Annotated in this window: 26 protein-coding genes, 1 tRNA gene and 1 pseudogene; 11 read left to right on the top strand and 17 right to left on the bottom strand. The window is 69.4% G+C overall.

Annotated elements, in window-relative coordinates:
* Positions 1-30: 30 nt before the first annotated feature.
* The 4 genes from QE449_RS08475 (at position 31) to QE449_RS08460 (ending at position 3,915) form a co-directional block, all read left to right on the top strand.
* The gene (locus QE449_RS08475) at positions 31-1,095 is read left to right on the top strand and encodes a YihY/virulence factor BrkB family protein (protein ID WP_307108623.1); all 1,065 of its coding nucleotides are present in this window, start codon (positions 31-33) and stop codon (positions 1,093-1,095) included.
* 51 nt (positions 1,096-1,146) lie between these two features.
* On the top strand, positions 1,147-2,253 hold the full coding sequence (locus QE449_RS08470) for a diguanylate cyclase (RefSeq protein ID WP_307108622.1): 1,107 nt from the start codon (positions 1,147-1,149) through the stop codon (positions 2,251-2,253).
* Between the two features lie 170 nt (positions 2,254-2,423).
* A complete protein-coding gene (locus QE449_RS08465; protein WP_051613353.1) occupies positions 2,424-3,356 on the top strand; it encodes an SDR family oxidoreductase in 933 nt (310 codons plus the stop codon).
* Positions 3,357-3,360: 4 nt separating this feature from the next.
* Positions 3,361-3,915, top strand: coding sequence for a hypothetical protein (locus QE449_RS08460; protein ID WP_307108621.1), 555 nt, complete (start codon positions 3,361-3,363; stop codon positions 3,913-3,915).
* On the opposite strand, the gene QE449_RS08455 is transcribed toward QE449_RS08460, so the two are convergent.
* Positions 3,882-4,775, bottom strand: coding sequence for a siderophore-interacting protein (locus QE449_RS08455; protein ID WP_027505742.1), 894 nt, complete (start codon positions 4,773-4,775; stop codon positions 3,882-3,884). The genes QE449_RS08460 and QE449_RS08455 overlap by 34 nt on opposite strands.
* Positions 4,776-4,942: 167 nt before the next feature.
* Here QE449_RS08455 and QE449_RS08450 point away from each other — a divergent pair.
* Together QE449_RS08450 and QE449_RS08445 are read left to right on the top strand one after the other, a co-directional pair.
* Positions 4,943-5,015, top strand: a tRNA-Asn gene (locus QE449_RS08450).
* 129 nt (positions 5,016-5,144) lie between these two features.
* Positions 5,145-5,381 carry a hypothetical protein gene (locus QE449_RS08445; RefSeq protein ID WP_027505741.1) on the top strand — a complete coding sequence of 79 codons (237 nt, stop codon included), beginning with the start codon at positions 5,145-5,147 and terminating at the stop codon, positions 5,379-5,381.
* On the opposite strand, the gene dnaG is transcribed toward QE449_RS08445, so the two are convergent.
* The 7 genes from dnaG to QE449_RS08410 are packed head-to-tail and all read right to left on the bottom strand — an operon-like array spanning position 5,378 to position 12,906.
* Entirely contained in the window at positions 5,378-7,303 is a 1,926-nt protein-coding gene (gene dnaG, locus QE449_RS08440) for a DNA primase (protein ID WP_056445766.1), read from the bottom strand. The genes QE449_RS08445 and dnaG overlap by 4 nt on opposite strands.
* Positions 7,304-7,359: 56 nt before the next feature.
* Complete coding sequence (locus QE449_RS08435) at positions 7,360-8,631, bottom strand: deoxyguanosinetriphosphate triphosphohydrolase (RefSeq protein WP_027505739.1); 1,272 nt, start codon at positions 8,629-8,631, stop codon at positions 7,360-7,362.
* Positions 8,628-9,317, bottom strand: coding sequence for a YdcF family protein (locus QE449_RS08430; RefSeq protein ID WP_027505738.1), 690 nt, complete (start codon positions 9,315-9,317; stop codon positions 8,628-8,630). The genes QE449_RS08435 and QE449_RS08430 overlap by 4 nt, the downstream gene beginning before the upstream one ends.
* 46 nt (positions 9,318-9,363) lie before the next feature.
* A complete protein-coding gene (locus QE449_RS08425) occupies positions 9,364-9,972 on the bottom strand; it encodes a response regulator transcription factor (RefSeq protein ID WP_307108620.1) in 609 nt (202 codons plus the stop codon).
* Entirely contained in the window at positions 9,969-11,168 is a 1,200-nt protein-coding gene (locus tag QE449_RS08420) for a sensor histidine kinase (RefSeq protein ID WP_162246772.1), read from the bottom strand. Before QE449_RS08420 ends, QE449_RS08425 begins: the two co-directional genes overlap by 4 nt.
* 35 nt (positions 11,169-11,203) lie before the next feature.
* A complete protein-coding gene (locus QE449_RS08415) occupies positions 11,204-11,995 on the bottom strand; it encodes an ABC transporter permease (protein WP_056445772.1) in 792 nt (263 codons plus the stop codon).
* On the bottom strand, positions 11,992-12,906 hold the full coding sequence (locus QE449_RS08410) for an ABC transporter ATP-binding protein (protein ID WP_307108619.1): 915 nt from the start codon (positions 12,904-12,906) through the stop codon (positions 11,992-11,994). Before QE449_RS08410 ends, QE449_RS08415 begins: the two co-directional genes overlap by 4 nt.
* A 127-nt stretch (positions 12,907-13,033) precedes the next feature.
* Here QE449_RS08410 and QE449_RS08405 point away from each other — a divergent pair, with 127 nt between their 5' ends.
* The 3 genes from QE449_RS08405 to QE449_RS08395 all read left to right on the top strand — a co-directional run bounded on the left by QE449_RS08405 (position 13,034) and on the right by QE449_RS08395 (position 16,367).
* Positions 13,034-15,055 (top strand): TPM domain-containing protein, encoded by a 2,022-nt coding sequence (locus QE449_RS08405; RefSeq protein WP_307108618.1) that lies wholly within the window; start codon positions 13,034-13,036, stop codon positions 15,053-15,055.
* An 88-nt stretch (positions 15,056-15,143) separates the two neighbouring features.
* Positions 15,144-15,866 (top strand): hypothetical protein, encoded by a 723-nt coding sequence (locus tag QE449_RS08400; RefSeq protein WP_307108617.1) that lies wholly within the window; start codon positions 15,144-15,146, stop codon positions 15,864-15,866.
* A gap of 69 nt (positions 15,867-15,935) precedes the next feature.
* Positions 15,936-16,367: an SRPBCC family protein gene (locus QE449_RS08395; RefSeq protein ID WP_027505731.1), complete on the top strand. Its 432-nt coding sequence runs from the start codon at positions 15,936-15,938 to the stop codon at positions 16,365-16,367.
* 3 nt (positions 16,368-16,370) lie between these two features.
* Here QE449_RS08395 and QE449_RS08390 read toward each other — a convergent pair whose 3' ends face one another.
* Positions 16,371-17,756, bottom strand: coding sequence for a glycine--tRNA ligase (locus tag QE449_RS08390; protein ID WP_027505730.1), 1,386 nt, complete (start codon positions 17,754-17,756; stop codon positions 16,371-16,373).
* Between the two features lie 202 nt (positions 17,757-17,958).
* On the opposite strand from QE449_RS08390, the gene QE449_RS08385 reads away from it, so the two are divergent.
* Positions 17,959-18,306 carry a metalloregulator ArsR/SmtB family transcription factor gene (locus tag QE449_RS08385; RefSeq protein WP_027505729.1) on the top strand — a complete coding sequence of 116 codons (348 nt, stop codon included), beginning with the start codon at positions 17,959-17,961 and terminating at the stop codon, positions 18,304-18,306.
* Positions 18,303-18,707, top strand: coding sequence for a Fur family transcriptional regulator (locus QE449_RS08380; protein ID WP_027505728.1), 405 nt, complete (start codon positions 18,303-18,305; stop codon positions 18,705-18,707). The genes QE449_RS08385 and QE449_RS08380 overlap by 4 nt, the downstream gene beginning before the upstream one ends.
* A gap of 182 nt (positions 18,708-18,889) precedes the next feature.
* Here the strand turns inward: QE449_RS08380 and bioB are convergent, their stop codons facing one another.
* From bioB to QE449_RS08335, 8 genes and pseudogenes are all read right to left on the bottom strand, one after another.
* Complete coding sequence (bioB, locus tag QE449_RS08370; protein WP_307108616.1) at positions 18,890-19,894, bottom strand: biotin synthase BioB; 1,005 nt, start codon at positions 19,892-19,894, stop codon at positions 18,890-18,892.
* Complete coding sequence (gene bioD / locus QE449_RS08365) at positions 19,891-20,604, bottom strand: dethiobiotin synthase (protein WP_307108615.1); 714 nt, start codon at positions 20,602-20,604, stop codon at positions 19,891-19,893. Before bioD ends, bioB begins: the two co-directional genes overlap by 4 nt.
* Positions 20,601-21,743: an 8-amino-7-oxononanoate synthase gene (locus QE449_RS08360; RefSeq protein ID WP_307108614.1), complete on the bottom strand. Its 1,143-nt coding sequence runs from the start codon at positions 21,741-21,743 to the stop codon at positions 20,601-20,603. The genes bioD and QE449_RS08360 overlap by 4 nt, the downstream gene beginning before the upstream one ends.
* A gap of 41 nt (positions 21,744-21,784) precedes the next feature.
* Positions 21,785-23,068 carry an adenosylmethionine--8-amino-7-oxononanoate transaminase gene (locus tag QE449_RS08355; RefSeq protein WP_307108613.1) on the bottom strand — a complete coding sequence of 428 codons (1,284 nt, stop codon included), beginning with the start codon at positions 23,066-23,068 and terminating at the stop codon, positions 21,785-21,787.
* Positions 23,065-23,469, bottom strand: coding sequence for a hypothetical protein (locus QE449_RS08350; RefSeq protein WP_027505727.1), 405 nt, complete (start codon positions 23,467-23,469; stop codon positions 23,065-23,067). Before QE449_RS08350 ends, QE449_RS08355 begins: the two co-directional genes overlap by 4 nt.
* Positions 23,466-24,272, bottom strand: a complete 807-nt coding sequence (locus tag QE449_RS08345; RefSeq protein ID WP_027505726.1) for an isoprenyl transferase — start codon at positions 24,270-24,272, stop codon at positions 23,466-23,468. Before QE449_RS08345 ends, QE449_RS08350 begins: the two co-directional genes overlap by 4 nt.
* Positions 24,223-25,057: pseudogene (recO, locus tag QE449_RS08340) on the bottom strand (DNA repair protein RecO). Before recO ends, QE449_RS08345 begins: the two are co-directional and overlap by 50 nt.
* A gap of 58 nt (positions 25,058-25,115) precedes the next feature.
* Positions 25,116-25,616, bottom strand: coding sequence for an SRPBCC family protein (locus QE449_RS08335; RefSeq protein WP_222630408.1), 501 nt, complete (start codon positions 25,614-25,616; stop codon positions 25,116-25,118).
* Between the last annotated feature and the right edge of the window lie 74 nt (positions 25,617-25,690).

The following is a 25,690-nucleotide window of genomic DNA, read 5'->3' as shown; positions in this document are numbered from 1 at the left end:
CGTCGGGTGAGTGCGGGTAGTCCGCAGTCCATGACCCGAGAGCAGACGACGGGTGACGACCCGGCCCACGCGGACCCGGACGATCCTCGGAAGCCCGATTCACCCACCGATCTCACCACGCCGTCGTTCTTCTACGTCCTGCGCAAGACCGCGCGCGAGTTCTCCAAGGACCAGTGCACCGATCTGGCCGCTGCTCTCACGTATTACGCCGTGCTGTCGCTGTTCCCGGCTCTTCTCGCCGTCGTGTCCCTTCTCGGCGTGTTCGGGCAGGGCGAGCGCACCGTCACCGCGGTGCTCGACATCGTGTCCGACCTGGGGCCCTCGTCCGCCGTCGACACACTGCGCGGACCGGTCGAGCAGCTCGTGCAGGCGCCCACCGCCGGACTCGCCCTGATCATCGGTCTGGCCGGCGCCCTATGGTCGGCGTCCGGCTACGTGGGCGCGTTCGGCCGCGCCATGAATCGGATGTACGAGGTGGACGAGGGCCGACCGATCTGGAAGCTGCGACCGGTCATGCTGGTCGTCACTCTGGTCGGCCTGATCTGCATCGCCGCAGCGGGACTCATGCTGGCCGTCAGCGGTCCCGTCGCCACGGCCGTGGGTGACGCGATCGGTGCCGGCGACACCGCACTGACGGTGTGGAACATCGCGCGGTGGCCCGTCGTCCTCGCGCTGATCGTCCTGGCCGTCGCGATCCTCTACTACGCCACACCCAACGTGCAGCAGCCGAAGTTCCGATGGATCAGCACAGGGGCCGGCATGGCCATCGTCGTGTGGATCCTCGCGTCCGTGCTCTTCGGTTTCTACGTCGCGAACTTCAGCAGCTACAACAAGACCTACGGCTCGTTGGCCGGCGTGATCATCTTCCTGCTGTGGCTCTGGATCACGAACCTCGCTCTGCTGTTCGGGGCGGAACTCGATTCCGAGCTGGAACGCGGCCGCCAACTCCAGGCCGGCATCGAGGCCGAGGACCATCTGCAGCTTCCACCGCGCGACACGCGCGTCTCGGAGAAGAACGAGGAGACCGATCGCGAACACGTCGAACGTGGTCGCGCCCTGCGCCTCTCCCACGGCGAGGACTCGTCCGCCCGGTAGCGTGGTGGTGACACGGGCCATGGGAGCCCGGAGCGAGGGCGGTCTGCGCGAGTGAGTGACACGGGGGCGGGCGCGCTGGTGGCGTCCGCACGCCGAGCGCGTCGGCAGTGGCGCGACAGCGCCCACGACGGCGATCCGGTGCGATCGGACGTGGTGGTCGTCCAGGGCCTCGCCGCGATCTGCGTGCTGAGCACCGTTCTGTACGGAGCGGTGTTCCTGTGGGTGGTGACGGACCCCCACTACGCGGTCCACTGGTGGGTTCAGTCCTACAACCTGCTGGTCGCCGCGCTCGCGGCCACGACGTTCTGGGCACTGCACACGCCGCGGGCCGTGTGGTTCTACCGTCACACGGACGTCGTGACGTTCGTCGCCGCAGCCCTGATCATCGCCAGTCCCGTTCTGGGCAACGCCGATGCGGACTCCGGTTTCCCCGCCTTCGGACTCGCGCTCTCCATCGTCGCCGCCGCCGCGCTGCTGCAACGACGATGGCACGTTGTCGTCGTCGTCACCGGGGGCGTACTGGCCTGGATCGCCCTTGCCTCGGTCAACGGGATCGGAAACGTCGGGGTGCGCACCTTCGCGGCCGCGATCGTGCGCACCGTTCTGGTGGCGGGGTTGATCCACTACGTGCGGATCCGCACCATCGGTCTGCTGTGGGAGCGCTACAGGTCGGTGGATCGAGCACGCGCTCGAGCCGATTCGCTGTCTCACCGAGACGACCTGACGGGGCTGCTGAACCGGCGCGGTCTCGCGCGGGGCGCCTCGCCCGCGCTCGCCGACTGCGAACGTGATGCCGTGCCCGTCGGTGTCCTCTATCTCGATCTCGACGGTCTCAAGGAGATCAACGACCGAGCCGGCCACGACGCGGGCGACACGGCGCTGGTACGACTGTCCGGCATTCTCCACAGAAGTTTTCGCTCCGACGATCTGATCGCCCGCGTCGGCGGCGACGAGTTCGTGGTCGTCCTCCCCGGGGCCGGCGAACAGGAGGTCCTCGACCTCGGGGCGACCGCCCTCGACGGGCTCGGCTCCGCGCAGCTCTCCGTCAGTGCGGGGGTCGCGGTGTGGAACCCCGCCCCCGGCGGTGTCGGCCCGGACCTCGACGAACTGATGAGGCGGGCGGACAACGCGATGTATCGCGAGAAATATCGGCGTTGATCGGTCTCGTCCTGCTCGTGACTCCGAATTCGGGGTACTGCTCTGGGACGCCGCCGGTCACATCCGCGGCGTCGACGGCGTCGAGAACTGGCGTCACCATCGACGGTCTCGGCCGTCGACTCTCCGGACGCGCGCCGACGTCGGCAGCGCGTCGATACTCGAGGTGATCCATGACCCAGTCCATCTCTCCCACCGATCGTCGCTCCGCCGGGACGATCCTGATCACCGGCGCGTCCAGCGGTATCGGCCGCGCCACCGCCCACCTCTACGCCGAGCGCGGCTGGTCCATCGTCGTGTGTGCCCGTGGCCGTGACGGTCTGGCCGCCGTGGCCGACGAATGCCTGCAACGCGGCGCCGCCGCGGTGGCCGTCAAACCGGTCGACGTGGTGCGCGGCGACGACGTGACCAAGGTCGTCACCGAGGTCGTCGAGCAGTTCGGACGCCTCGACGTCTGCGTGCACTCCGCCGCGGTGATGTCCTACGGGACGTTCCTCGACACCCCGGCAGAGGTGTTCGATCACGCCGTGTCGGTCGACCTGCTCGGGTCCGCGAACGTCGCACGGTCGACGCTGACGGTGTTCCGCGACCAGGAGCACGGCCACCTCGTGGTCATCGGCTCGTTGCTGGGCCGTATCGCGGTGCCGTGGATGGGCACCTACGTCACGTCCAAGTGGGGGCTGCGCGGACTCACCCGTGTTCTCCAGCAGGAGGTTCGGCAGTACCCCGGCGTGCACGTCAGCGCCGTCGCACCCGGTGCCGTGAACACGCCGATCTACGAGCAGGCCGCCACCGTCGTCGGCAGAGCGGGGTCGCCGCCTCCCCCCGTCGCGGAGCCCGAGGTCATCGCCCGTGCCGTCGCGGCGGTCGTCCGGCGCCCACAGCGTGAGCGGGACGCCGATGCGGTGTTCGGCCTCGTCAACAAGTTCGCGTCGGCGGGCTACTCGCTGGTGCCGGCGGTCTTCGATCGACTCGTGGGGCCGTTGATGTGGCGTTTCGGCATCGCACGCGAGCCCAAAGACGATTCGGAGGGCAATGTATTCCACTCCAGGACCGCACCTCCCCCGCGGAAAGTGACCGCGCGGACCGGAGACCGTCCACACTGAGTCCATGACCACCCGACGCCGGTTGCCCCCACAGAAGCTCGGATCCCTCATCGGCGCCGTGTTCGGACTCGTGTTCGTGGTGGTCAACTCGGCGTCGTCGCCGACACTCCTGCGTCTCGCGTTCTGTGTGGCCGCTGCGGCGGTCGCGATCACCGTTCTCGTGGGAATCGCGCGCAATCCCGTGGCCACGGTGCCCGCGGGTGTCACACCGTTCGGACGCGGTTACGCCATGATCGTGCTCGCCGAGGTGGTGCTGCTCTTCGTCGGCATCCGCGTCGTGGCGGGGCCTCTCGGACTGCCCGAGGCCGGGGTCGCCTGGGTGGCCGTCGTGGTCGGCGTGCACTTCGTCGTCCTGGCGCGCCTGTGGCACCTGCGACTGTTCGACGTCCTGGGCGCGGTGCTGACGGTTCTCGGGGTGCTCGGCTTCGTCCTGGCCGTCGCCGGGTCGGACCGGATGTGGATCGACATCGTGGCAGGGGTTGCTTCGGGTGCGGTGCTCCTGGAGTTCGCGCGCCGAGGAGTGCGTCAGAGCCCCACCTTCTCCAGCGCTTCGTCGTAGATCAGAGCCGCCTCGGACTCCGAACGGCCCTCCTGCAGCGCGCCAACGTAGACGGCGGACACCTCCTTCTCCACCGCCGTGTACTTCGCTAGCCACTGCTCGGCTCGCACGCGCCAGTAGCCGATGATGTCGAAACGGTCGACGCCCATACCCTGCTCGCGGCGCACGTACTTGCGGACGGCACGCGAGTCCGCGGCCTCCCCCGCGAAGAAGACGTAACCCTCGCCCGGCGGGAACTCCCACGCCTGCACCGCGTCCGGCAGCACTCCGGGACCGTGCCCGTTACCGGACCCGACGCACCACTGCACTGTCACCTCGGCCGCCGACTCGAACGTCTGCACGTCGGCCTCGTCGAGAACCTCGACGATCGCATGGGCCCGAGTGTTCGCGGGCAACTCCTCGAGCACTCGGCCCAGCGCCGGAAGCCCGGCGAGATCCGCCGCGAGGAGGAACCACGCGGTGTCCGCCGGCGGCGCGAACCAGTGCCGCGGCGGAGTGACGACCACGACGTCGCCCGGTCGCGCCGACAGCGCCCAGGACGCGGCCACCCCGCCGTCGTGGGCGACGAAGTCGATCACCAGCTCACCGGCGTCCGTCACCCGTCGCACCGTGTAGTTGCGTCCCTCGGGACGGGTGGCGTCGTCGTGGTACCACCACACCCCGTCGACACACTGCATGGCCGGCGGCCGAGCGTCGCCGGGAGCCGGGAAGTAGAGCGCGACGCACTCGTCGGCCACACCGGCCGGGCGGTACCGGCGCAGGTCCTCTCCGCCGAAGGTGAGGCGAACGAGGTTGGGGCTCAGTGTCGTCCGGTCCACCACCTCGGCCCAGTAGAAGGTCGGCTCGGTGTCGTCGGTCATCGTCGGTGCTCCCGCAGTCGAGGTCGTCGTTCCGAGTTAGGTTACCCTGACCAGGCCGGGTGTGGTGATGCCAGGACGAGGCGATTTGGTGGTCGACGGGTGCCATGGGTTAGAGTCTCTTCTCGGCGAGGATGCATCCGAGAGGGTGCTGTCGGAGCCACGAACATTCCCCCATAGCTCAATTGGCAGAGCATTCGACTGTTAATCGAAGGGTTTCTGGTTCAAGTCCAGATGGGGGAGCACGCAGAGCCCGTGACCGTTGTCGGTCACGGGCTCTTCTCGTTTCGCCGCACCCGCCCCGGGGAGTTCGCCGTGCCCGGTCACGTCGGGCAGGATGGTCTCAGACGTCTCGAAAGGACTCACGCTCACATGATGGGAATGTTGGCCGGCATCGCTGCCGGATACGTGCTCGGCACCAAGGCGGGGCGGGCGCGCTACGAACAGATCAGCCGCGCGACGAAGGCGGTGGCGTCGAGCCCCGCGACGAAGAAGGTCGTGTCGGCCGGACGCCAGAAGTTGGCCGACACCCTCAGCACGCAGCCGAAGCTCGAGCCGATGAAGCAGGTCGACGACACTCAGCTCTACATCCCGCACGACAAGCTCTAGACGGCGGGGAACTCCGCGTCCGTGGTGCTGCCGACGGCCTGCTCCAACAGGCTGCGGCGGTACTGCTCGAGCGCGATGAGGTCGCCGAACAGCGCGTTGTAGTCGTCCGGCTTCTCGATGGGTGACATGCGCTGCAGCTTCGACTTCAGTTCCGCGACCTGCCGGCCGACCCACACCTCCTGCAGACGCGCGAGCACCCCCGAGATGTAGCGCGGGGTCGCCTCGTCGGAGATGGGCATGGCCTCGACGGCCAGTTCCGTGACCAGGGAGCGCAATCCCTTCGGCTCCGCCTTCTTGCCGACGGCGTCGAGCCACTCCCCGCCCCCGAGCCCCGCGGCCGTTCCACCGGCCTCGCGGACCGCCTCGGACACCGCGGCGTACGCCGGGTGCCCGAACGTCTCGGGCGGCAGCGAATCGAACACGGACCCGGCGATACCGGGGTGCTGCATGACGGCCTTGAGGGCTTCGCGCTGCGGCCACAGCGTGGGGTCGTTGCGCGCCGGATGGGCCGGTCCGACCGGCGCGGCCTTCTCGGTCTCGGTACTGCGCACCGGCCGCCGGAGCGGCGCCGGAGCGCCACCCTTCGCGATCTTGGCCGCTTCCTCGCGCACCCGGTTGACCACCATGCGCTCGTCTATCCAGCCCACCCAGCCGCTGAGCCGAGCCGCGTAGTTGTCGCGGAGCGCACGGTCCTTCATCTGCGCGACCATCGGCACGGTGCGGCGCAGGGCTTCGACCTGTCCCTCGGCGGTGTCGAGATCGCACTCGGACAGAGCGCCGCGAATGGCGAACTCGAAGAGCGGGGTACGACGCGCGACGAGATCACGTACTGCCGCGTCCCCCTTCTCGAGGCGCAGGTCGCACGGATCCATCCCGTCCGGAGCCACCGCGATGAACGTCTGGCCGGCGAGCTTCTGGTCTCCCGAGAAGGCCTTCATCGCGGCGGCCTGACCGGCTGAGTCCCCGTCGAAGGTGTAGATGATCTCGCCGCGCCAGAACTTGTCGTCCATCAGCAGCCGACGCAGGAGCGCGAGGTGCTCGTCACCGAAAGCGGTACCGCACGAGGCGACCGCCGTCTTGACTCCCGCCAGGTGCATGGCCATGACGTCGGTGTAGCCCTCGACGACGACGGCCTGATGCCCCTTGGCGATGTCCTTCTTCGCCAGGTCGAGGCCGAACAGCACCTGAGACTTCTTGTACAGCAACGTCTCCGGAGTGTTGACATACTTTCCCGGCATCGTGTCGTCGTCGAAGATCTTGCGTGCGCCGAAGCCGATGACGTCACCGGACAGGTTGCGGATGGGCCACAGCAAGCGACGGTGGAACCGGTCCATCGGACCCCGCTTGCCCTCGCGGGACAGCCCGGCCGCCTCGAGTTCCTTGAACTCGAAGCCCTTGTTCAGCAGATGCTTGGTGAGCGTGTCCCACCCACTCGGGGCGAACCCGCACCCGAACTCCTGTGCCGCGGCGGCATCGAAGTTGCGCTGCGTCAGGTAGTCCCGCGCCGCCTGCGCCTCGGGTGATCCGAGTTGCTCGGCGTAGAACTGCTGCGCTGCCGCATTGGCCGCGACGAGGCGGGACCGGGTCCCACGATCACGCTGGACCGAGGTGCCGCCACCCTCGTACGAGATGGAGTAGCTCAGCCGATCCGCGAGTTGCTCGACGCTCTCGACGAACGTGATGTGTTCGATCTTCTGCAGGAACGTGTACACGTCGCCGCCCTCACCACAGCCGAAGCAGTGGAAGGTGCCGTGATTCGGCCGGACGTGGAACGACGGGTTCTTCTCGTCGTGGAACGGGCAGAGCCCGCTCATGGAGTCGCCTCGCGGAGCCTTCAGTGCGACGTACTCGCCGACGATGTCCTCGATGCGAGTGCGTTCGCGAATGGCGGCTACATCGCGTTCAGGTATCCGGCCGGCCACGAGCCCAGTCTAGTGCCGGGTCCGACACGGCTCCCCGCCGTACCGACCCGGACCCGCTAACCCCAGGACGCCTGCGCTCCGAGGCTGCTCTTGTCCACCCGTTCGAGCCGCGACTCCGTGTAGGACGCGATCTGATCCACCACGACGCGGATGCGCTGGGAGTCGTCCGCGGCGGCGTTCCACACGGGAACGAACATCGGATCGAGCGAGGTCGGTGCCGAGTACAGCAGCCAGGCCGCGACGCGGTGGATGCGATCGCGCTGACGGTCCTGCCGGAGCCGGTGCCCGGCGTCGGACATCACGTAACGCAGCGCCATCGTCTTGAGCAACGCCACCTCCGCTCGGACCAGCGACGGGACGGAGAGATCGGCCTCGTAGCGCCGCACGGGCCTGCCGTCGGCCGCCTCCCGGGTGCTGGAGATGGCGGCGGTGGTGAATCGGCCCACCAGTTCGCTCGTCATCCGCTTGAGCGCCACCGAGCGGACGAGAGTGCCGTCGTAGCCTGACGCATCGGTGACCACCGGCATCTCCGACAACCGCTGAGCGGCCTCGCGCATGTGGTCACGGTCGAAGCCGCGGAACTCGCTCACCGACATCTCGGCGAGGGCCGACTGCTCGCTGGGGTCGGCCAGCGACCGGAGGTCGATGCGCCCGGCGATGATGCCGTCCTCCACGTCGTGCACCGAATACGCGACGTCGTCGGCCCAGTCCATCGCCTGCGCCTCCAGGCTCTGACGACCCTCGGGTGCGCCCTCGCGGATCCAGGTGAGGGTGTCGGCGTCGTCGTCGTAGGCGCCGAACTTCGCGCCCGGCCGCGGCCGCAGCCACGGGTACTTGATCGCGGCATCGAGCGAGGCACGAGTGAGGTTCAGCCCGGCGCTGGCGCCGTCCTCGGTGAGGACCTTCGGTTCCAGCACCGTGAGGATCCGAAGGTTCTGAGCGTTGCCCTCGAACCCGCCGCAGGACTCGGCCACCTCGTCGAGGGCCCGCTCGCCGTTGTGTCCGTAGGGCGGGTGGCCGATGTCGTGAGCCAGCCCGGCCAGTTCCACCAGATCGGGGTCGCACCCGATGCCGTCGGCGATGCTGCGCCCGATCTGGGCGACCTCCAGAGAGTGCGTCAATCGGGTGCGGGGCGTGTCGCCCTCACGGGGACCGGTGACCTGAGTCTTGTCGGCGAGGCGTCGCAACGCGGCCGAGTGCAGCACCCGGGCGCGATCACGGGCGAAGTGTCCTCGCGAATCGCCGGGTGTCTCGGTGAGCACCAGCGCGGCCGTCTTCGGCCCCTCCGCCACCAGTCGTTCGAGGTCCGCCGCGTCGTACTGCGTCACTGGCTGGCCGTGTACTGGAAGTCCGCGGAGTAGTGCGTCAGCTGGTACCACAGCAGAGCCGCTGTCTCCCTGGCGATCCCGTGGATCTGCGACTCGCGGGTGAACACGGCGGGGCCCTGGCGGGTGGGCGACGTCCACGCGTCCAGACCGGCGTCGCGCGCCATGGTGCGGGTGCGCAGCGAGTGCCACGGATCGCTCACCAGGGTGATGTCGGTCAGTCCTCGCGACTGCAACTCCGCCGCGACGGCCTCGATGCTGAGCAGGGTGTCCGACCCCTCCTCGACGGCGACGATGTCCTCGCCCGGAACACCCTGGTCCATCAGGTAGTTCCGACCCGACGCCGCCTCGGTGTAGTTGTCGCCCACCTGCTTGCCACCGACCGTCACGATCAGCGGAGCGACCCCGCTGGAGAACAGCGCCGACGCCTGTTCGAGTCGCGCCTCGAAGACCGACGACGGGACGCCGTCGTACTGGGCCGCGCCGAGCACGACGATGGCGTCCGACGGCGTGTGATCGTCGATCCGAGCCACCTGCCAGACCCGAACAGCGGTCCCACCGACGAGGAGCACTCCCACGAGGACCACGCCCGCGACGAGCCGACGGAGCCAGCGCGCGACGGTGCCGCCGAAGCCGAGACGATCGGGCTGCGGCACGTACGGGTCGTCGTAGCGGTAGTCGGTACTCACACGTCGATTCTGCCAGCCGCACCCGCGGAGATCGGTCCGGCGCGCCTCACAACCACCCGTTGTCCTCCGCGATGCGCACGGCCTCGGCGCGCGTGGTGGCACCGGTCTTCCCGATGGCGGCGGAGAGATGGTTCCGCACCGTGCCCTCGGAGAGGTGCAGCGCGGCGGCGACGGACCCGGCGGTGGTCCCGGAGCGCGCCGCGGACAGGACGTCCCGCTCCCGCGGTGTCAGGGGCGAGTTCCCGGCCGTCAGCGTCTCCGTCGCCAGTGCCGGGTCGATGACGCGCATCCCGGCGTGGACCCGCCGGACCGCCTCGGCGAGCTGGCGAGCGGGCGTGTCCTTGACCACGAATCCGCCGGCACCGGCGTCGATGGCCCGCCGCACGTACCCGGGCCGTCCGAAGGTGGTGACCACGAGCACGCGACACGTGGGGACTGCCGCCCGCAGCAGGGCGGTGGTCGCGATGCCGTCTCCCCCGGGCATCTCGACGTCGAGAAGCGCCACGTCGGGACGGTGCTCGAGCGCTGCGGGCACCACCTCGTCGCCGCGCCCCACCTCCGCGACGACGTCGAGATCGTGCTCGAGTCCCAACAGGGCGGCCAGAGCGCCGCGGACCAGGGCCTGGTCGTCGGCCAGCAGGAGTCGGATCGTCACGGCGCCGTCACCGTGAGAGTGAACCCGCCGTCACTTCCCCGTGCGACCCGGACGGCGGCGCCGAGGGCGTCCGCGCGGTCGGTGAGTCCCCGCAGGCCGGTGCCCGTGGACTCGCCCTGCGGCCCGATGCCGTTGTCCGCGACGGTGATCCGGCGGGCGTCGAGTCGCACCCGGCATTCGGTTCCGCCGCTGTGACGCACCACGTTCGTCACCGCTTCCCGGAGCGCCCAGGCGAACAGCTCACGGAACTCCTCCGCCACGTCACGCACCGACCCCTCGATGTGCAGTGTCATCCCTGCCGCTTCGACGGCGCTGCGCACTCCCCGTATCTCGGTGTCGAGTCGCAGGTGACGCAGCCCGCCCACCGTCGATCGCACGTCGGCGAGCGCTGCGCGCGAGAGGCTCTCGACGTCGGCGATCTCGACGGCGGCACGCGCCGGATCCACCTCGACGAGTCGCCCGGCCAGCTCGGCCTTCATGGTGATGACGGTCAGCGAGTGGCCGAGGATGTCGTGGACGTCGCGAGCGACTCTCTCGCGCTCCTCGACCACGGCCAGGTCGGACAGGCGGCGGCGCGCCTCGGTCAGCTGGATGTTGCGAGCGACGAGTTGGCTGATTCCCCAGGCGGCGAACGCGGCCACCGCCACGGTGAACCCGGCGGAATCGTCCGGGGTCCAACTCGGGACGACACGGGGAAGCACCTCGACCGCGGCGACGTTCGCAGCGAGCACGAGGAGACCCGACCGGCGAGGAAGGGTCATGACGGCGAGAACCGCCACGAACACGCATCCCGTCAACACGGAGTCACCGGCTGCGGGAGCGACCGGAACCAGCAGCAGCATCAGCGCCACCACCACAGCCCACTGTCGGGGCACCCGCACCTGCGCCTCGGCATGCAGCCGTCCCCGGAAGTCGCGGAAACCACCCAGGAACACCGCGGCGAAGGCGAGCAGACACAGCGCTGCGGCCACCTGCCAGTGGACGGGCCCGTCGTAACTCCACACCGCCCGTACCGGATAGATCAGGTAGGCCAGCCACACCGCACTGAAGACCCAGCCTCGGCGCACGGCGGCGCGCAGTCGCGTCCCCTCGCTGTCGTCGACGTTCACCTCGCGCGGCTCGATGACGAAGTGCGACCGAAGTGACTGCACGAGGCCCTGACGACGGCCGAGCGCGGCGGCGGTGGTCCTGCTCACCGCCGCCACGCTAGACCCCCTGGTGTCCGGACGTGTCATACGCGGGCGGTGTCCTTGCGGAACATCGTCATCGCGCCAATCACGAAGATCGTCGTCCACACCGCGACGTTGACGAGCGCCTCCACCAGCGACGTCCACGAGGTGTCCCCGAGCGGCGACCGCGCCAACGTGGCCACCCCGTAGGTGGGGACGAACTTCGCCACGGTCGCGAACCATCCACTCGCCGGGACGAAGAGACCACCGGCGAACGCGAGCACAGCGAGACCGGGTCCGAGAATCTGCATCACGTTCTCCGACGGCAGCAGGTACCCCATGAAGAGGCCGAACGCCGCGAACACGATCGAGGTGATCCAGGCGAGCACGAAGCACTCCACCCATGCCGCGGCGGGAAGAGTCGCGCCTGTCGCCGCACCGACGGCGAAGACGACGGCCACGGACACGAGCCCGAGCGCCATGGCGACGACGACCTTCACCGCGATGTACGCGGTGGGGGTCAGCGGGGTGAGCCGCAGCTGACGGCTCCATCCGAGTCCGCGTTCGATCGAGACCATGGCGCCGCCACTCGTGGTGGCCAGCATCGCACCGTAGAGGGCCATGCTCACCATGACGTAGCCGGTGACGTTCGCCGATCCTGCCGACTCGGTCTTCAGATCACCCTGCAGCCCGAAGATGAGGAAGAAGATCGGCGGCACGACGAGTGCGAAGACGACGGTGCGGCGGTTCCGCAACATCCGGCGCATCTCGAGTGCGAGGAAGCCGGCGTTGAATCCGCCCCGAGCCGGCAGCGTCCGGACAGTGGTGGTGGTGGTCGAATCGGTGGCGGTCATGCGAGGCTCCCGGTGGTGTCGGTGGTGAGGGTCAGGAACGCGTCCTCGAGAGTGTGGGGAACGATCTCCACCTCGCGAGCTGCGGTGTGTGCGAACAGGTATCGAGCGGCTGCATCCGAGTCCGTCGCGTGGACGGTGAGCCGGTCACCGTGGATCTCGACGTCGTCGACGCCGGGAACGGCCAGCAGATCGGCTGCCCGCGCGCCCGGCAGGATCGCCGAGACCCGCCGGCCGGACGCCACGTTCTTGATCTCGGCCGCGGTGCCGTCCGCCACGATGCGCCCGTCGCGCAGCAGCACGATGCGGTCGGCGTAGGCGTCCGCCTCGTCGAGGTAGTGCGTGGCGAACAGGACCGTGCGTCCGTGCGAGGTGTCCTCGCGCATGGCGCCCCAGAACTCACGTCGGCCCTCCACGTCCATGCCCGTGGTCGGCTCGTCGAGCACGATGAGATCGGGATCCGGGAGCAGGGCGAGCGCGAACCGCAACCGCTGCTGCTGACCGCCGGAGCACTTCCCCACCATCCGGCCCCCGATGTCCGCGATGCCTGCGCGTGCCAGGACCTCCGAGACGGGCCGGGTGGACGAGTACAGGGTGCCGATGAGGCGAACGGTCTCCTCGACGGTGATGTCCTCGAGCAGTCCCCCGCTCTGCATCACCGCCGACACGCGGCCCGTCGCGACGGCGTCCTCGGGCGATCCGCCGAAGAGGGCGACGGAGCCCTCGTCGGGTCGACCGAGGCCCAGCATCATGTCGATCGTGGTGGTCTTGCCGGCGCCGTTGGGCCCGAGGAACGCGACGATCTCGCCCGGGTGGACGACGAGTGACAGGTCGTCGACGGCCTGGACACGGGTGTGGCCCGGCCCGGCGAACGACTTCCGCAGATGGTCGAGGTGAATCGCTGGTGTGGTCATGAGAAGAACACTGCTCCGATGCGAGGGACGAACCCTCGTTCGTGCGTCACGACCGCGGCATGACAGTTGTCACGGGTCTCTCGTCCTCGTTCGCACCGTTCGGCCACGCTCCCGGTAGGTTCCCACCATGACCCGGGTCCGAGTGCTCCTGCGTGCCGCCACCACCGCGATCCTGTTCGTCCTCGCCGTGGTCGGTGTGGGCGTGCCCGCCTCCGCCGAGGAACCGTTCCGAGTGCCCGAGCAGGTCACCGATCAGGCCGGCGCACTCGATGCCGGTGAGGTGTCCGAGGTGCAGTCCGCCGTCGACACCCTCTACGACGAGCAGGGCTTCCGGCTCTGGGTGGTCTTCGTCGACGACTTCTCGGGCCAGGCTGCCACCTCGTGGGGTGAGCGCACGGCGTCCACCAGCGACTTCGGGGACCGTGATGTGCTCATGGCGGTCGCGACGCAGGCCCGCTCGTACGTCCTGAACGTTCCCCAGGCGCTGTCGAGCATCTCGGACTCGGAGATCTCCGAACTCGAGCAGGCCTCGATCGAACCGGCGCTGCGCGAGGAGAACTGGGCGGGCGCGGCGACGGCGGCAGCCACCGGCCTGGGCAAGGCGGCGTCGACCACCGGCTCGGGATCGGCAGGTCTCTGGGTCGCCGTCGGCGTGATCCTCGTCCTCGTACTGGGCGCCTTCGCCTTCACTCGGCTGCGCGCACGGCGGCGGCGAGCCGATGCACTGGAGGCCGCCGAGCAGTTGGACGGCAGTGACCCCGCGGCCTTCGCCGCTCTCCCGCTCGACGTCCTGGACGAGCGTTCCCGCGCTCTGCTGGTGGAGACCGACGAGGCGATCCGGGCCAGTGCCGACGAGTTGTCCACTGCCGTCGGCGAACTGGGACAGGCCGCGGCTCGCCCGTTCGTCGAGGCTCTCGACGGCGCCCGCCGCGCGCTCGCGGCCGCGTTCGAGACGAGGCAGCGTCTGGACGACGCGATCCCCGAGTCGCCCGACGAGCGGCGCCAGATGCTCCTGTCGATCATCACCTCGTGCAGTGACGCGGACCGGCACCTCGACGAGAAGGTCGCCGAGTTCGACGAGATCCGGAACCTGTTGATCGACGCGGACTCCCGTCTCGACGCGCTCACGCGCGGGCAGGTGGAGCAGACGGCGCGGCTGGACGCGGCGGCGACGACCCTGACGAGCCTCGCGGGGCGGTACGACAGCTCCGTCCTCGCGCCGGTGGCGAACAACGTCGACCTGGCGAAGGAACAGCTCGAGCTCGCCGACGCGAGCATCGACGAGGGGCGTGATGCCGCCGCGCAACCGGTGGGTCACCAGGGACCGGTGGTGGCCGCGGTGCGCACCGCGGAGAGTGCGCTGTCGCGCGCCCGATCGCTGCTCGACGCCGTCGAGCACGCCGACGCCGACATCGAGGCCGCGCGCTCCGGGCTCGACGCGGCGATGGCCGACGCGGAAGCCGACATCGCATCGGCGGACCGCCTCGCCTCGCACGGCGGAGACCGACTCGCCGCGGCACGGGCCGCCGTCGCCGAGGCGTTGGGTCGGGCACGGACCCGCGGCACGCAGGATCCGCTGGGCAGTATGAACGCCCTCGTCGCAGCCGACGCGCAACTCGACTCCGCACTCGCCGTCGCCACACAGAGCAAGGAACAGGACGACCATGCCCGCGCTCGACTGGACCGGGACCTCGCGTCGGCGCAGGCACAGGTGCGGGCCGCGAGCGAGTACATCGGCGCCCGCAGCGGCGCGGTGAAGGTCCAGGCGCGTACGCGGCTCGCCGAGGCCGAACGGCACGTCCAAGCCGCCCAGCAGCTGGGTGCCACGGACGCGCCACGCGCTCTGCAGCACGCCGCGGCCGCCCTGTCCCTCGCTGCGCAGGCGTCGCACCTCGCTCAGGCGGACGTCGCCGACTGGGAGGCGACACAGCGCCCTCGGCACAGCGGTGGGTACGGCGGCTCGTCCTCGGCGGGCGGCATCCTCACCGGCGTGCTCATCGACAGCGTGCTGCGGGGCGGCTTCTCCGGGGGCCGCTCGTACGGGAACCGTCGTGGCGGTGGCTACGGCGGATTCGGCGGCGGTCCGCGCTCGTTCGGCGGCTCCGGCAGCTCGGGACGCATCGGACGCTCGTCCGGCGGACGTTTCTGAGCCGGTGACCGCTCGGGTCGCGGCAAGCGCCCTCGCCCTGACTCTCCTCGTCGGCTGCGCACCGTCGCCGCCGGAGGTCCGCGCCCCCGTGAGCGCATCCACCTACCGGAGCCGCGACGACGACGCGGTGGGCGGACAGCTTCAGGTGACGCTCACCGGCGCGTCGGAGCAGCCGGTCACCGTCCGGTCGGTCGCACTGCGTTCTCCCGGCTTCGAGACTCTCGACGCGACACCTCGCGAGATCACGCTCGACCGCGGCTCCCGCATCGACGTCACCGTGCCGTACGGAACAGCGCTGTGCGATGTCGGAGCGGAACCGGCGACAGCGGTCGTCGAGACGAGTGACGACATCGCGGTCGAGGTGCCGCTCGCGTCGCAGAACGACACCCTGAACCGAATCCACGCCGAAGAATGTGCCGCCGCCGAACTCGCCGACATCGTCGCGGTCACCCTGGTTCCCGGCCCTCCACCGGCGGACCCCGCGGCGCCTCTGTCGGCGGTGCTCACCCTCGATCGCCGAGGCGGTGACGACCCGTTGCGCCTCGACGAGATTCGCGGCAGCCTCCTCTACGCGCTGAGCAGCGAGGAGGTGCCGGTCACGCTGGCGTCGGGAACAGCGAGCATCGACGTCCCGGTCACTCTGTCGACGGCGTCCTGCGAACCGCATGTCATCGCGGACGCCAGGAAGCCCTTCGTGTTCCCCGCGTGGATCGCAGTGGGTGACGGTGTGCCGGTCTACACCCGCATCCCGGTACCCGTGTCGGTGCAGCGCCAGTTGGTGGAGTACCAGCAGCACTCCTGTGTCCGCTGACGTGGTGTTTCAGTACTGCGCGCGAACGGGCACTCTGGAGTCACCCACCTAGCATCAGGAGCCCCACCCATGGTCGATGTCACCCGCACCTTCACCGTCACCCGATCACGGGCGGACGTGGCCGCGTACCTGCGCGACTTCGCGAACGCCACCGAATGGGATCCGGGCACCGTGGAGTGCACGCAGTCCACGCCCGGACCGGTCGCAGTCGGCACGGAATGGAACAACACGTCGAAGCTGTACGGCATCTCGACCGAGCTGACCTACCGTCTCGAGGTCGACGAGCCCGGCCACATCGTCCTGAAGGGCACGAACAAGACGGCTACGAGCACCGACGACATCACGCTGAACGAAGCCGGCCCGACCTCCACCGAGATCACCTATCACGCGAACATCGAGTTCAACGGCCTCGCGAAACTGGCCGACCCGCTCGCCGGCATCGCCTTCGAGCGGGTCGGGAAAGAGACCGAGGAGCAGATGACCGCTGCTCTGCAGAAGTAGCGGTCAGCAGCCCAGCAGGCGGGTGGCGAGGTAGCCCTCGACCTGATCGAGGGCGATCCGTTCCTGTGCCATGCTGTCGCGCTCGCGGATGGTGACCGCATGGTCGTCCAGCGTGTCGAAGTCGACCGTGATGCAGAACGGGGTGCCGATCTCGTCCTGGCGACGGTAGCGGCGACCGATGGCGCCGGCGTCGTCGAACTCGACGTTCCAGTTCTGTCGCAGAGTCGCCGCGAGGTCCTTGGCCTTGGGCGTTAGGTCGGCGTTGCGGCTCAGCGGGAGCACGGCGGCCTTGACCGGCGCCAGACGACGATCGAGTCGCAGCACCGTCCGCTTGTCCACGCCGCCCTTCGCATTGGGCGCCTCGTCCTCGTGGTACGCGTCGACGAGGAAGGCCATGAGCGAACGAGTCAGTCCCGCAGCAGGTTCGATGACGTAGGGGGTGTAGCGCTCGTCGTTGGCCTGGTCGTAGAAGCTCAGGTCGGTGCCCGAGTGCTTCGAGTGCGTCGACAGATCGAAGTCGGTGCGGTTGGCGACGCCCTCGAGCTCGCCCCACGCGCTGCCCTGGAACTCGAAGCGGTACTCGATGTCCACGGTGCGCTTGGAGTAGTGCGACAGCTTCTCCTGCGCGTGCTCGTACAGGCGCAGGTTCTCCGGGTCGATGCCCAGATCGGTGTACCACTTCATGCGGTAGTCGATCCAGTACTGGTGCCACTGCTCGTCCTCGCCGGGCTTGACGAAGAACTCCATCTCCATCTGCTCGAACTCGCGGGTGCGGAAGATGAAGTTGCCGGGCGTGATCTCGTTGCGGAAGCTCTTGCCGATCTGGCCGATGCCGAACGGCGGCTTCTTGCGCGACGTGGTGAGCACGTTGGCGAAGTTGACGAAGATGCCCTGCGCCGTCTCGGGGCGGAGGTAGTGCAGGCCTGCCTCGTCGTCGACAGGTCCGAGGAACGTCTTGAGCAGTCCGGAGAACGCGCGCGGCTCCGTCCAGGAACCGGGCTCGCCGGTCTCGGGATCGCGGATGTCGGCGAGTCCGTTCTCCGGCGGGTGGCCGTGCTTCTCCTCGTACGCCTCGAGAAGGTGATCGGCGCGGTAGCGCTTGTGGGTGTGGAGCGACTCGACCAGCGGATCGGAGAACGTCTCGACGTGGCCGGACGCTTCCCACACCTCGCGCGGCAGGATGACGGACGAGTCGAGACCCACCGTGTCCTCGCGGCTGGTGATCATGTTGCGCCACCACTGCTTCTTGATGTTGTCCTTCAGCTCCACGCCGAGGGGGCCGTAATCCCAGGCCGACTTGGTTCCGCCGTAGATCTCGCCACACTGGTAGACGAGTCCCCGGCGTTTGGCCAGGTTGGCGACGGTATCGATCTTGGACTTCGGTGCCACGGGGCCAGCTCTCCATCTCGGGTGGTCGGTAGTACTGCCGAGCGAGGGGGTGTCCCTCTGCTCGCGACACATCAGACTATCCGGCGACGTCCCGGTCTTCGAGCACCGGTGAGTTGACATGCACGTCCGCGCATATCAGAGTAGATGTCGAAAGTGGTTACTGTTTCCATTAAGCGCCACCCGACAGTGCAGGAGGACCTTCATGAGCATCGACGACACGGTGGTCCCTCCCGCGGCTCCGAGCCCCGTTCCGCTGCCGTCCAAGGACGTGCTGGGCGGAGCGGGCGACCTGCTGCGTGCACTCGCCGCTCCGGTGCGCATCGCGATCGTGCTGCAACTGCGCGAGTCGGAGCGGTGTGTGCACGAGCTGGTCGGTGCACTGGGCGTCACGCAGCCCCTCATCAGCCAGCACCTGCGTGTCCTCAAGGCCGCGGGCGTCGTCCGCGGTGAGCGTGCCGGACGCGAGGTCCTGTACCGCCTGGTGGACGACCACCTCGCCCACATCGTCGTCGACGCCGTCGCCCACGCTCAGGAGGAGAACCACTCGTGACCGCTCCCCGCACCATCGGTGTGCGCTCGACCAAGCAGCGCAGCGCCATCTCCGAACTGCTGGAGACCGTCGACGAGTTCCGGTCGGCGCAGGAGCTGCACGACGAACTGCGCAAGCGTGGCGACGGTATCGGCCTCACCACCGTCTACCGCACCCTGCAGGCCCTCGCGGACGCCGGCACCATCGACGTCCTGCGGACCGATTCCGGTGAGTCCGTCTACCGCCGGTGCTCCGACGGTCACCACCACCATCTGGTGTGCCGCGACTGCGGCTTCACCGTCGAGGTGGAAGGTGCCGCCGTGGAGCGCTGGACCAAGTCGGTGGCCTCGAAGCACGGGTTCAGCGACGTCAGCCACACGGCCGAGATCTTCGGCACCTGCAGCGAGTGCGCCGCTCGCTGAACGCTCGTCATCCCTCGATCAGTGGATGCCGTGAACAGTGCGCGGACCACCCGGACGGGAACACCTGCACCACCATGCGGCGGCCGCACCATGCGCAGTACCGCGGTGGCTCCAGGTCTCGAGGCCGTGGTCGCGCCCCGTCTGCCAGCGGTGCGCCCGTCCACCCATCGAACGCCGGGGACTCAGATGGCGGCATCGAGCGCTTTGACCGGCATCTTCAGCTCCGCCAGGAGATCGAGATCGGACTCGGCCGGACGACCGAGCGTCGTCAGGTAGTTGCCGACGATGATGGCGTTGATGCCGCCCAGGATCCCCTGTCGCGCGCCGAGGTCGCCGAGCGTGATCTCGCGGCCACCGGCGAAACGCAACGTGGTGCGCGGGAGCGCGAGTCGGAATGCCGCGATGGCGCGGAGGGCATCGGTTGCGGGCAGGACCGCGAGGTGGGCGAACGGGGTTCCGGGTCGCGGATCGAAGAAATTGAGGGGCACCTCGTGCGGATTCACCGCCGCCAGCTCGGTCGCGAATTCCGCTCGCTGACGCAGACCCTCGCCCATTCCGAGGATGCCGCCGCAGCACACCTGCATGCCGACGTCGGCGACGGTCGTCAGCGTCTGCTGCCGCTCTTCCCACGTGTGCGTGGTGACGACCGTCGGAAAGAACGAGCGCGCCGTCTCCAGATTGTGGTTGTACCGATGCACGCCCCAACTCGCGAGGCGTTCCGCCTGCTCCCGCGTCAGCATGCCGAGCGAGCAGGCGATGTCGATGTCCACCTCCGCGTGGATCGCGGCGATGCCCGCCTCCACCTGACTCATGAGTCGCTCGTCCGGACCTCGCACCGCCGCGACGATGCAGAACTCGCTCGCGCCGGTCTTCGCGGTCTGCTTCGCCGCCTCGACCAGTTCCGCGATGTCGAGCCGTGCCGCGCGCACCGGCGAGACGAACAGTCCCGACTGCGAACAGAAGTGGCAATCCTCGGGACACCCGCCGGTCTTCACACTGATGATGCTCTCCACCTCGACTTCTGCACCGCACCAGCGCATCCGGACGCGGTGCGCGAGATCCAGGGCGTCGGCGACCGCATCGTCGGGAAGTTCGAGCACTGCCAGCACCCTCTCGACGTCGAGTGGCGTGCCCTCGTCGAGAACGATGCGCTCGGCGTCGTCGAGAACGGTGTGGACGGTCGTCATGGAAGCTCCTTGTGAGAATCGGGGTGATGCAGGAAGTCGACGTCGAACCAGTCGGGTGCGGCGGAGACGAACCGTTCCGATGGCAGCGCGCCGGCGCCCTCGGGAATACGGCCGAGGATCGGAACATCCGTGACCGCAGGCAGTTCGGCCAGGTTGGTGATGTCGGCGAGCCCGGCGACGGAGGGCCACGAGCCGATGACGAGCCCCGGGCAGAACGCGCCCGTTCGGCGAACGGCATCGACCGTCAGGGCGGCGTGATTCAGAGCGCCGAGCCCCGACTCCGTCACGACGACGACCGAGGCACCCACCGCGCGGGCGAGGTCGAGCACCGTGAGTCCGTCATCGTCCAAGCGCACGGCGACGCCACCGGCTCCCTCCACCAGCACCACATCGGCACTCGAGGCCGCAGCGGTGATCGCGTCGACCGCGTCCGACATGCGCAGCGGGAGAAGGCCGGCCCGACGAGCAGCGACGTTCGGCGCCAGCGGATCCGGGTACCGAACGCATTCGACGTGGTGTCGGCGACGATCCGGATCGGACAACCGCGCCACGGCGTCGAGATCACCGGCCCCGGTCGGCGAGACCCCTGTCTGGGCCGGCTTGCAGACGGCCACCGTCAGTCCGATGTGCTCGAGCGCGACTGCGAGGGCGGCGGTCACCACCGTCTTGCCGACGTCCGTCGACGTCCCGGTCACGACGACGACGGTCATACGGAGACCTTCCCGCGCACAGCCGCGCGAACGACTGCCGCGACGGTGGCCACCTCGTCGTCCGTGAGGTCCGCGCGCGCGGTGAGTCGGAGCCGGGACGATCCGTGCGCCACCGACGGCGGGCGGAAGCACCCCACCGCGACACCGTCCGCCAGGCATCGCGACGCGGCGCGCACCGCCGTGGCGGCATCGCCGACGACGACGGGGACGACCGCGGCCGCCGGTGCGTTCACCAGGCCGAGTTCCCGCGCGAGCCGGGTGGCGTGCCGACGCACCGACGCCACGAGCGCGGGGTCGCCGACGAGCACTCCCAGCGCGGCGCGGGCGGCGCCCACCGACGCTGGCGCCAGCGCCGTGTCGAAGACGAACGTACGGGCTGTGTTCAGGAGATGTTCCCGCACAGCGTGGTTCGCGAGCACGGCACCACCCTGACTCCCCAACGCCTTCGACAGTGTGACCGTGATCACCAGATCGGGAGCGCCTGCCAGTCCGCACTCCTGCACCAGACCGCGGCCGCCGTCGCCGCGGACACCGAGTCCGTGAGCCTCGTCGACCACCAGTACGGCGCCGCGGCGCCTGGTGGCGGCGTGGAGTTCCGCGAGCGGTGCGAGCGCACCGTCCGCGCTGAACACCGAGTCGGTGAGCACCAGCGCCCGCGCCTCGGTGCGCGCGGCCAGTGCGGCGTCGACCGCGCGGACGTCGCGATGCGGGGTGACCACGACTCGGGCGCCGGACAGTCGACACGCGTCCACCAGTGACGCGTGGGAGGCGGCGTCGGAGACGATCAGCGTCCCGGCCCCGGCGAGCGCCGTCACGACGCCGAGGTTCGCGGTGTACCCACTGGAGAACACGAGGCCCGAGGGCATTCCCACGAAGTCGGCCAGCTCGTGCTCGAGCGCGAGATGATCGGCCGTCGTCCCCGTGACGAGACGCGACCCGGTACTGCCCGCTCCCCACCGGTTCACGGCCTCGCGAGCACCCGCCGTGACGGCCGGATGACGGCCGAGACCGAGGTAGTCGTTGGACGCCACATCGATGATCCGGTCGCCCGTCGTCCGGGCTGACACGACGCGGCGCAGACCTGCCGCGCTGCGCCGACAGGCCTCGACCTCGAGCCACGACAGCGCTCTTTCGCTCATGACCGCGCAGCCTACGCACCGACTTGAACGGTGTTCAAGTTTCAGCCCGCCGCGGCGGCGAGCACCAGCGCCTCTCCGATCCTGCGCACGTCGTCGTCGGCGCACACATACGGCGGCATCGCGTACACCAGGTTCCGGAACGGCCGGATCCACACCCCGTGAGCCGCGGCCGCGGCCGACGCACGCGGGACGTCGACGTCGTGATCGAGTTCGACGACACCGATCCCGGCGAGCACGCGCACGTCACGGACGCCCGGCAGATCTCGCGCCGCCGCCAGAGTGGTCACGAGACCCGCCTCGAGCCCGGACACCTCCGACAGCCAATCGCGGGAGAGCAGCAGTTCCGTCGAGGCGACCGCGACGGCGCACGCCAGCGGGTTGGCCATGAACGTCGGTCCGTGCATCAGGCCGCCGGCGGGCCCGGCACTGATGACCGACGCCATCTCGGCAGTGCACAGCGTGGCCGCCAGCGTGAGGTAGCCGCCCGTCAACGCCTTGCCCACGCAGAGCACGTCGGGTGACACTCCCGCCTGCTCGACCGCGAACATGGTTCCGGTGCGGCCGAATCCGGTGGCGATCTCGTCGAGGATCAACAGGATGTCATGGGCGTCGCACGCCTCTCGCAGCACGCGGACGTACCGCGGGTCATGGAACCGCATTCCACCCGCGCCCTGCACCACAGGCTCGACGATGACAGCGGCCAGCTCGTGGGCGTGCCTCGCCACCGCGTCCGCCAGGGTTGCCGCGTACTCCGGGCGGAAGTCGGAAGGGGGCGGCGGCACGAAGACCTGCTCCGCCAGCACTCCCGTCCACGCCGAGTGCATGCCGCCTTCCGGGTCGCACACGCTCATGGGCGTGAACGTGTCGCCGTGGTAGCCGCCGCGCCACGTCAGCAGCCGACGCTTCTCGGGACGGCCGAGTGCCCGCTGGTACTGCAGACACATCTTGACCGCCACCTCGATGGACACCGAGCCCGAATCGGCGAAGAACACGCGATCGAGACCCGGCGGGGTGATGTTCACCAGCACCTCGGCCAGTCGGGCCGCCGGTTCGTGAGTGAGCCCGCCGAACATGACATGACTCATCGCGCCGAGCTGCTCGGTGACGGCCGCGTCGAGCACGGAGTGCCGGTAGCCGTGAATCGCCGCCCACCACGAGCTCATCCCGTCCACGAGCGAGCGGCCGTCCTCGAGATGCAGACGGACCCCCTCGGCACCGGTGACCACGAGCGGCCGGGGTGACGGGAACCCGGCGTACGGATGCCATACGTGCTCCGCGTCGATGTCGCCGACGCTGCGCCCGGAGGACGGGCTGCGGGGCGTCACGGCACCAGGCCGACGCGCGCCTTCTCCACACCCGAGAGCACCAGGACGAGCATCGTCATGAGTGGTTCGTCGTCGAGACCCGACGCCGGGAACGTGTAGCGCATCACGACGTCGGCCTGCGACCCGTGCGTCGTGAGCGAGATCGAGCCGAACTGGGACTCGCTGTTGCGCACCGCCACTCGCGCCCGCAGCGTTCCCGACGACGGACGGTCCCAGGCCAGCACGGCCGTCAGAGCGAGCACCTCGAGTCCCGGACTCAGAGCGACCGCACGCAGCGAGCAGAGTGCGCCCGCGTAGCTGAACCCGAGCGATCCGTCGTCGCCCACGGACACGTCCGCGAACTGTCCGAGTGCCAGCCGGGCACGGTCCTGCAGGGCCGCCACGATGTCCTGCTCCGTCATTTCACACCACCGAATCTGCGGTCACGCGAGGCGTACTCGACGCACGCGGCCCACAGGTCGCGGCGATCGAAATCGGGAAAGAGCTTCTCCTGGAACACCATCTCCGCGTAGGCGGACTGCCAGATCAGGAAATTGGACGTGCGCTGCTCGCCGGACGGCCGCAGGAAGAGGTCCACGTCGGGCATGTCCGGTTCGTCGAGGTACTTCGCGAAGGACGCCTCGGAGATCTTGTCGGGATCGAGCTGTCCGGCTGCTGCGCGACGGGCGATCTCGCGGGCTGCGTCCACGATCTCGGCGCGGCCGCCGTAGTTGACGCACATCGTCAGCGTCATGACGGTGTTGTCCTTCGTGAGCTCTTCGGCCGTCTCGAGTTCGTTGATGACGCTGCGCCACAGACGAGGTCGGCGCCCCGCCCAGCGGACGCGCACCCCCATCTCGTGCATCTCGTCGCGGCGGCGGCGGATGACGTCGCGGTTGAAGCCCATGAGGAACTTCACCTCGTCCGGGCTGCGGCGCCAGTTCTCCGTCGAGAACGCGTAGGCGGACAGCCACCGCACGCCGATGTCGATGCATCCGCAGACCGTGTCCATGAGGACGGCCTCGCCGCGCTCGTGACCGGCGGTGCGGGGCAGTCCGCGATCCTGCGCCCAGCGTCCGTTGCCGTCCATGACGAGCGCCACGTGGCGGGGAATCAGCTCGGGCTGCAGGATCGGCGCGCGGGCACCGGACGGGTGCGGATCGGGCGCGCGGACCTCACGCCGAGTGGGCTGCTCGCGTGGACTTCGACGGATCACGGGTCTCATCCTGCCCGACCGGAGTTTCTCCGGCGGGTGCGGACCCGGCGGTCCCGGACCCGCCGCTGCGTTCGACGAACGGGAGGGTGCGGAGTTGCCGTTCGAGATGCCACTGCAGGTGCGCGGCCACCAGACCGCTCGCCTGCACGCGCATCGAGTCGGTCGACGCCTCGGTACCCGCCCAGTCGCCGCTCTGCAGGGCCGACATCAGGTCGAGCACACCCACCGAGGGTGTGCTGGACCCGGCGGGGCGACAGTGGGTGCACACCGCTCCCCCGGCGGAGACGTGGAACGCGCGATGCGGACCGGGCGCAGCGCACGTCGCGCACTCGTCCAGCGACGGAGCCCACCCGGCGAAGTTCATCGCCCGCAGCAGGAACGCGTCCAGCACCAGTTCCGAGTCGCGAGCCCCGGAGGCCAGGGTGCGCAGCGCGCCGACGGTCAGGTGATGCAGACGAGGCGCCGGAGCATGCTCCTCACCCGCCAGTCGCTCGGAGGTCTCGAGGACGGCGCACCCGGTGGTGTAGCGGCCGTAGTCGGCGACGATGTCGGACGCGAACGACTCGACGGTCTGTACCTGGGTCACGATGTCGAGGTTGCGACCGGGATACAGCTGCACGTCGATGTAGGCGAACGGCTCGAGCCGGGCGCCGAACTTCGACGTCGTGCGGCGCACGCCCCTTCGCTACTGCGCGCACCAGTCCGTGGCGGCGGGTGAGGAGCGTGACGATGCGGTCGGCCTCACCGAGCTTGTGCTGGCGCAGGACGACGGCATGATCGCGATACGACCTCACACTCCACCTCTGCTCGCCGGCACCGTGTCATTGTCCCACGCAGGACGACCGGGCGAGGTCAGGGAGCGCCGAGCTCGGCCTGCAGATTCGCCAGCGTCCGCGCGATGTTGCGGCGCTGGAAGGACGCGAAGGAACTGCCCCCGGTGGCCACCTTGTCGAACAGCGCGGCCACCGCGTCGGGCCACGGCCGATCGTCCGTCCACGTCTCGGTGACGCGGGTGCCGCCGTCCACTGGCGCGAAGGTGTACTCCCAGCTCGCGTTCCGTGCGCGGACGATCGGCTTGCCGGGTCCGATGACCTCCACCCGGAACGCGAATCGCCGTGCGGGCTCGGCGGCTGTCACCACGCACCGCGTGCTCCACGTCGCCCGGCCGCGCTTGTTGCGGCCGACGAACGTCATGCCCTCGTAGGTACCTCCACGGCGCGGCTCGTCCACCACCGCTCCCGTGTTCTCGGGGCTCCACCGATGCGTCTGCGTCGGATCGCTGACCAGTGCGTAGACCTCGTCGGGCGATGCCGCGACGTCGACGTGATCGGACACGGTGCGAGTTCTCGTCATGGCCTCACGCTAGGCGACGGGTACGGAATCGTCGGCGCGGGTAGACAGGAGTGGAAGCGCGTCGTCCGACCGGT

The sequence above is a fragment of the Rhodococcus sp. SORGH_AS_0303 genome, from assembly GCF_030819335.1.
Classification (GTDB): domain Bacteria; phylum Actinomycetota; class Actinomycetes; order Mycobacteriales; family Mycobacteriaceae; genus Rhodococcoides.
The sequence above is the reverse complement of the archived record's forward strand: the minus strand, read 5'-3'. Positions and strand labels throughout refer to the sequence as shown.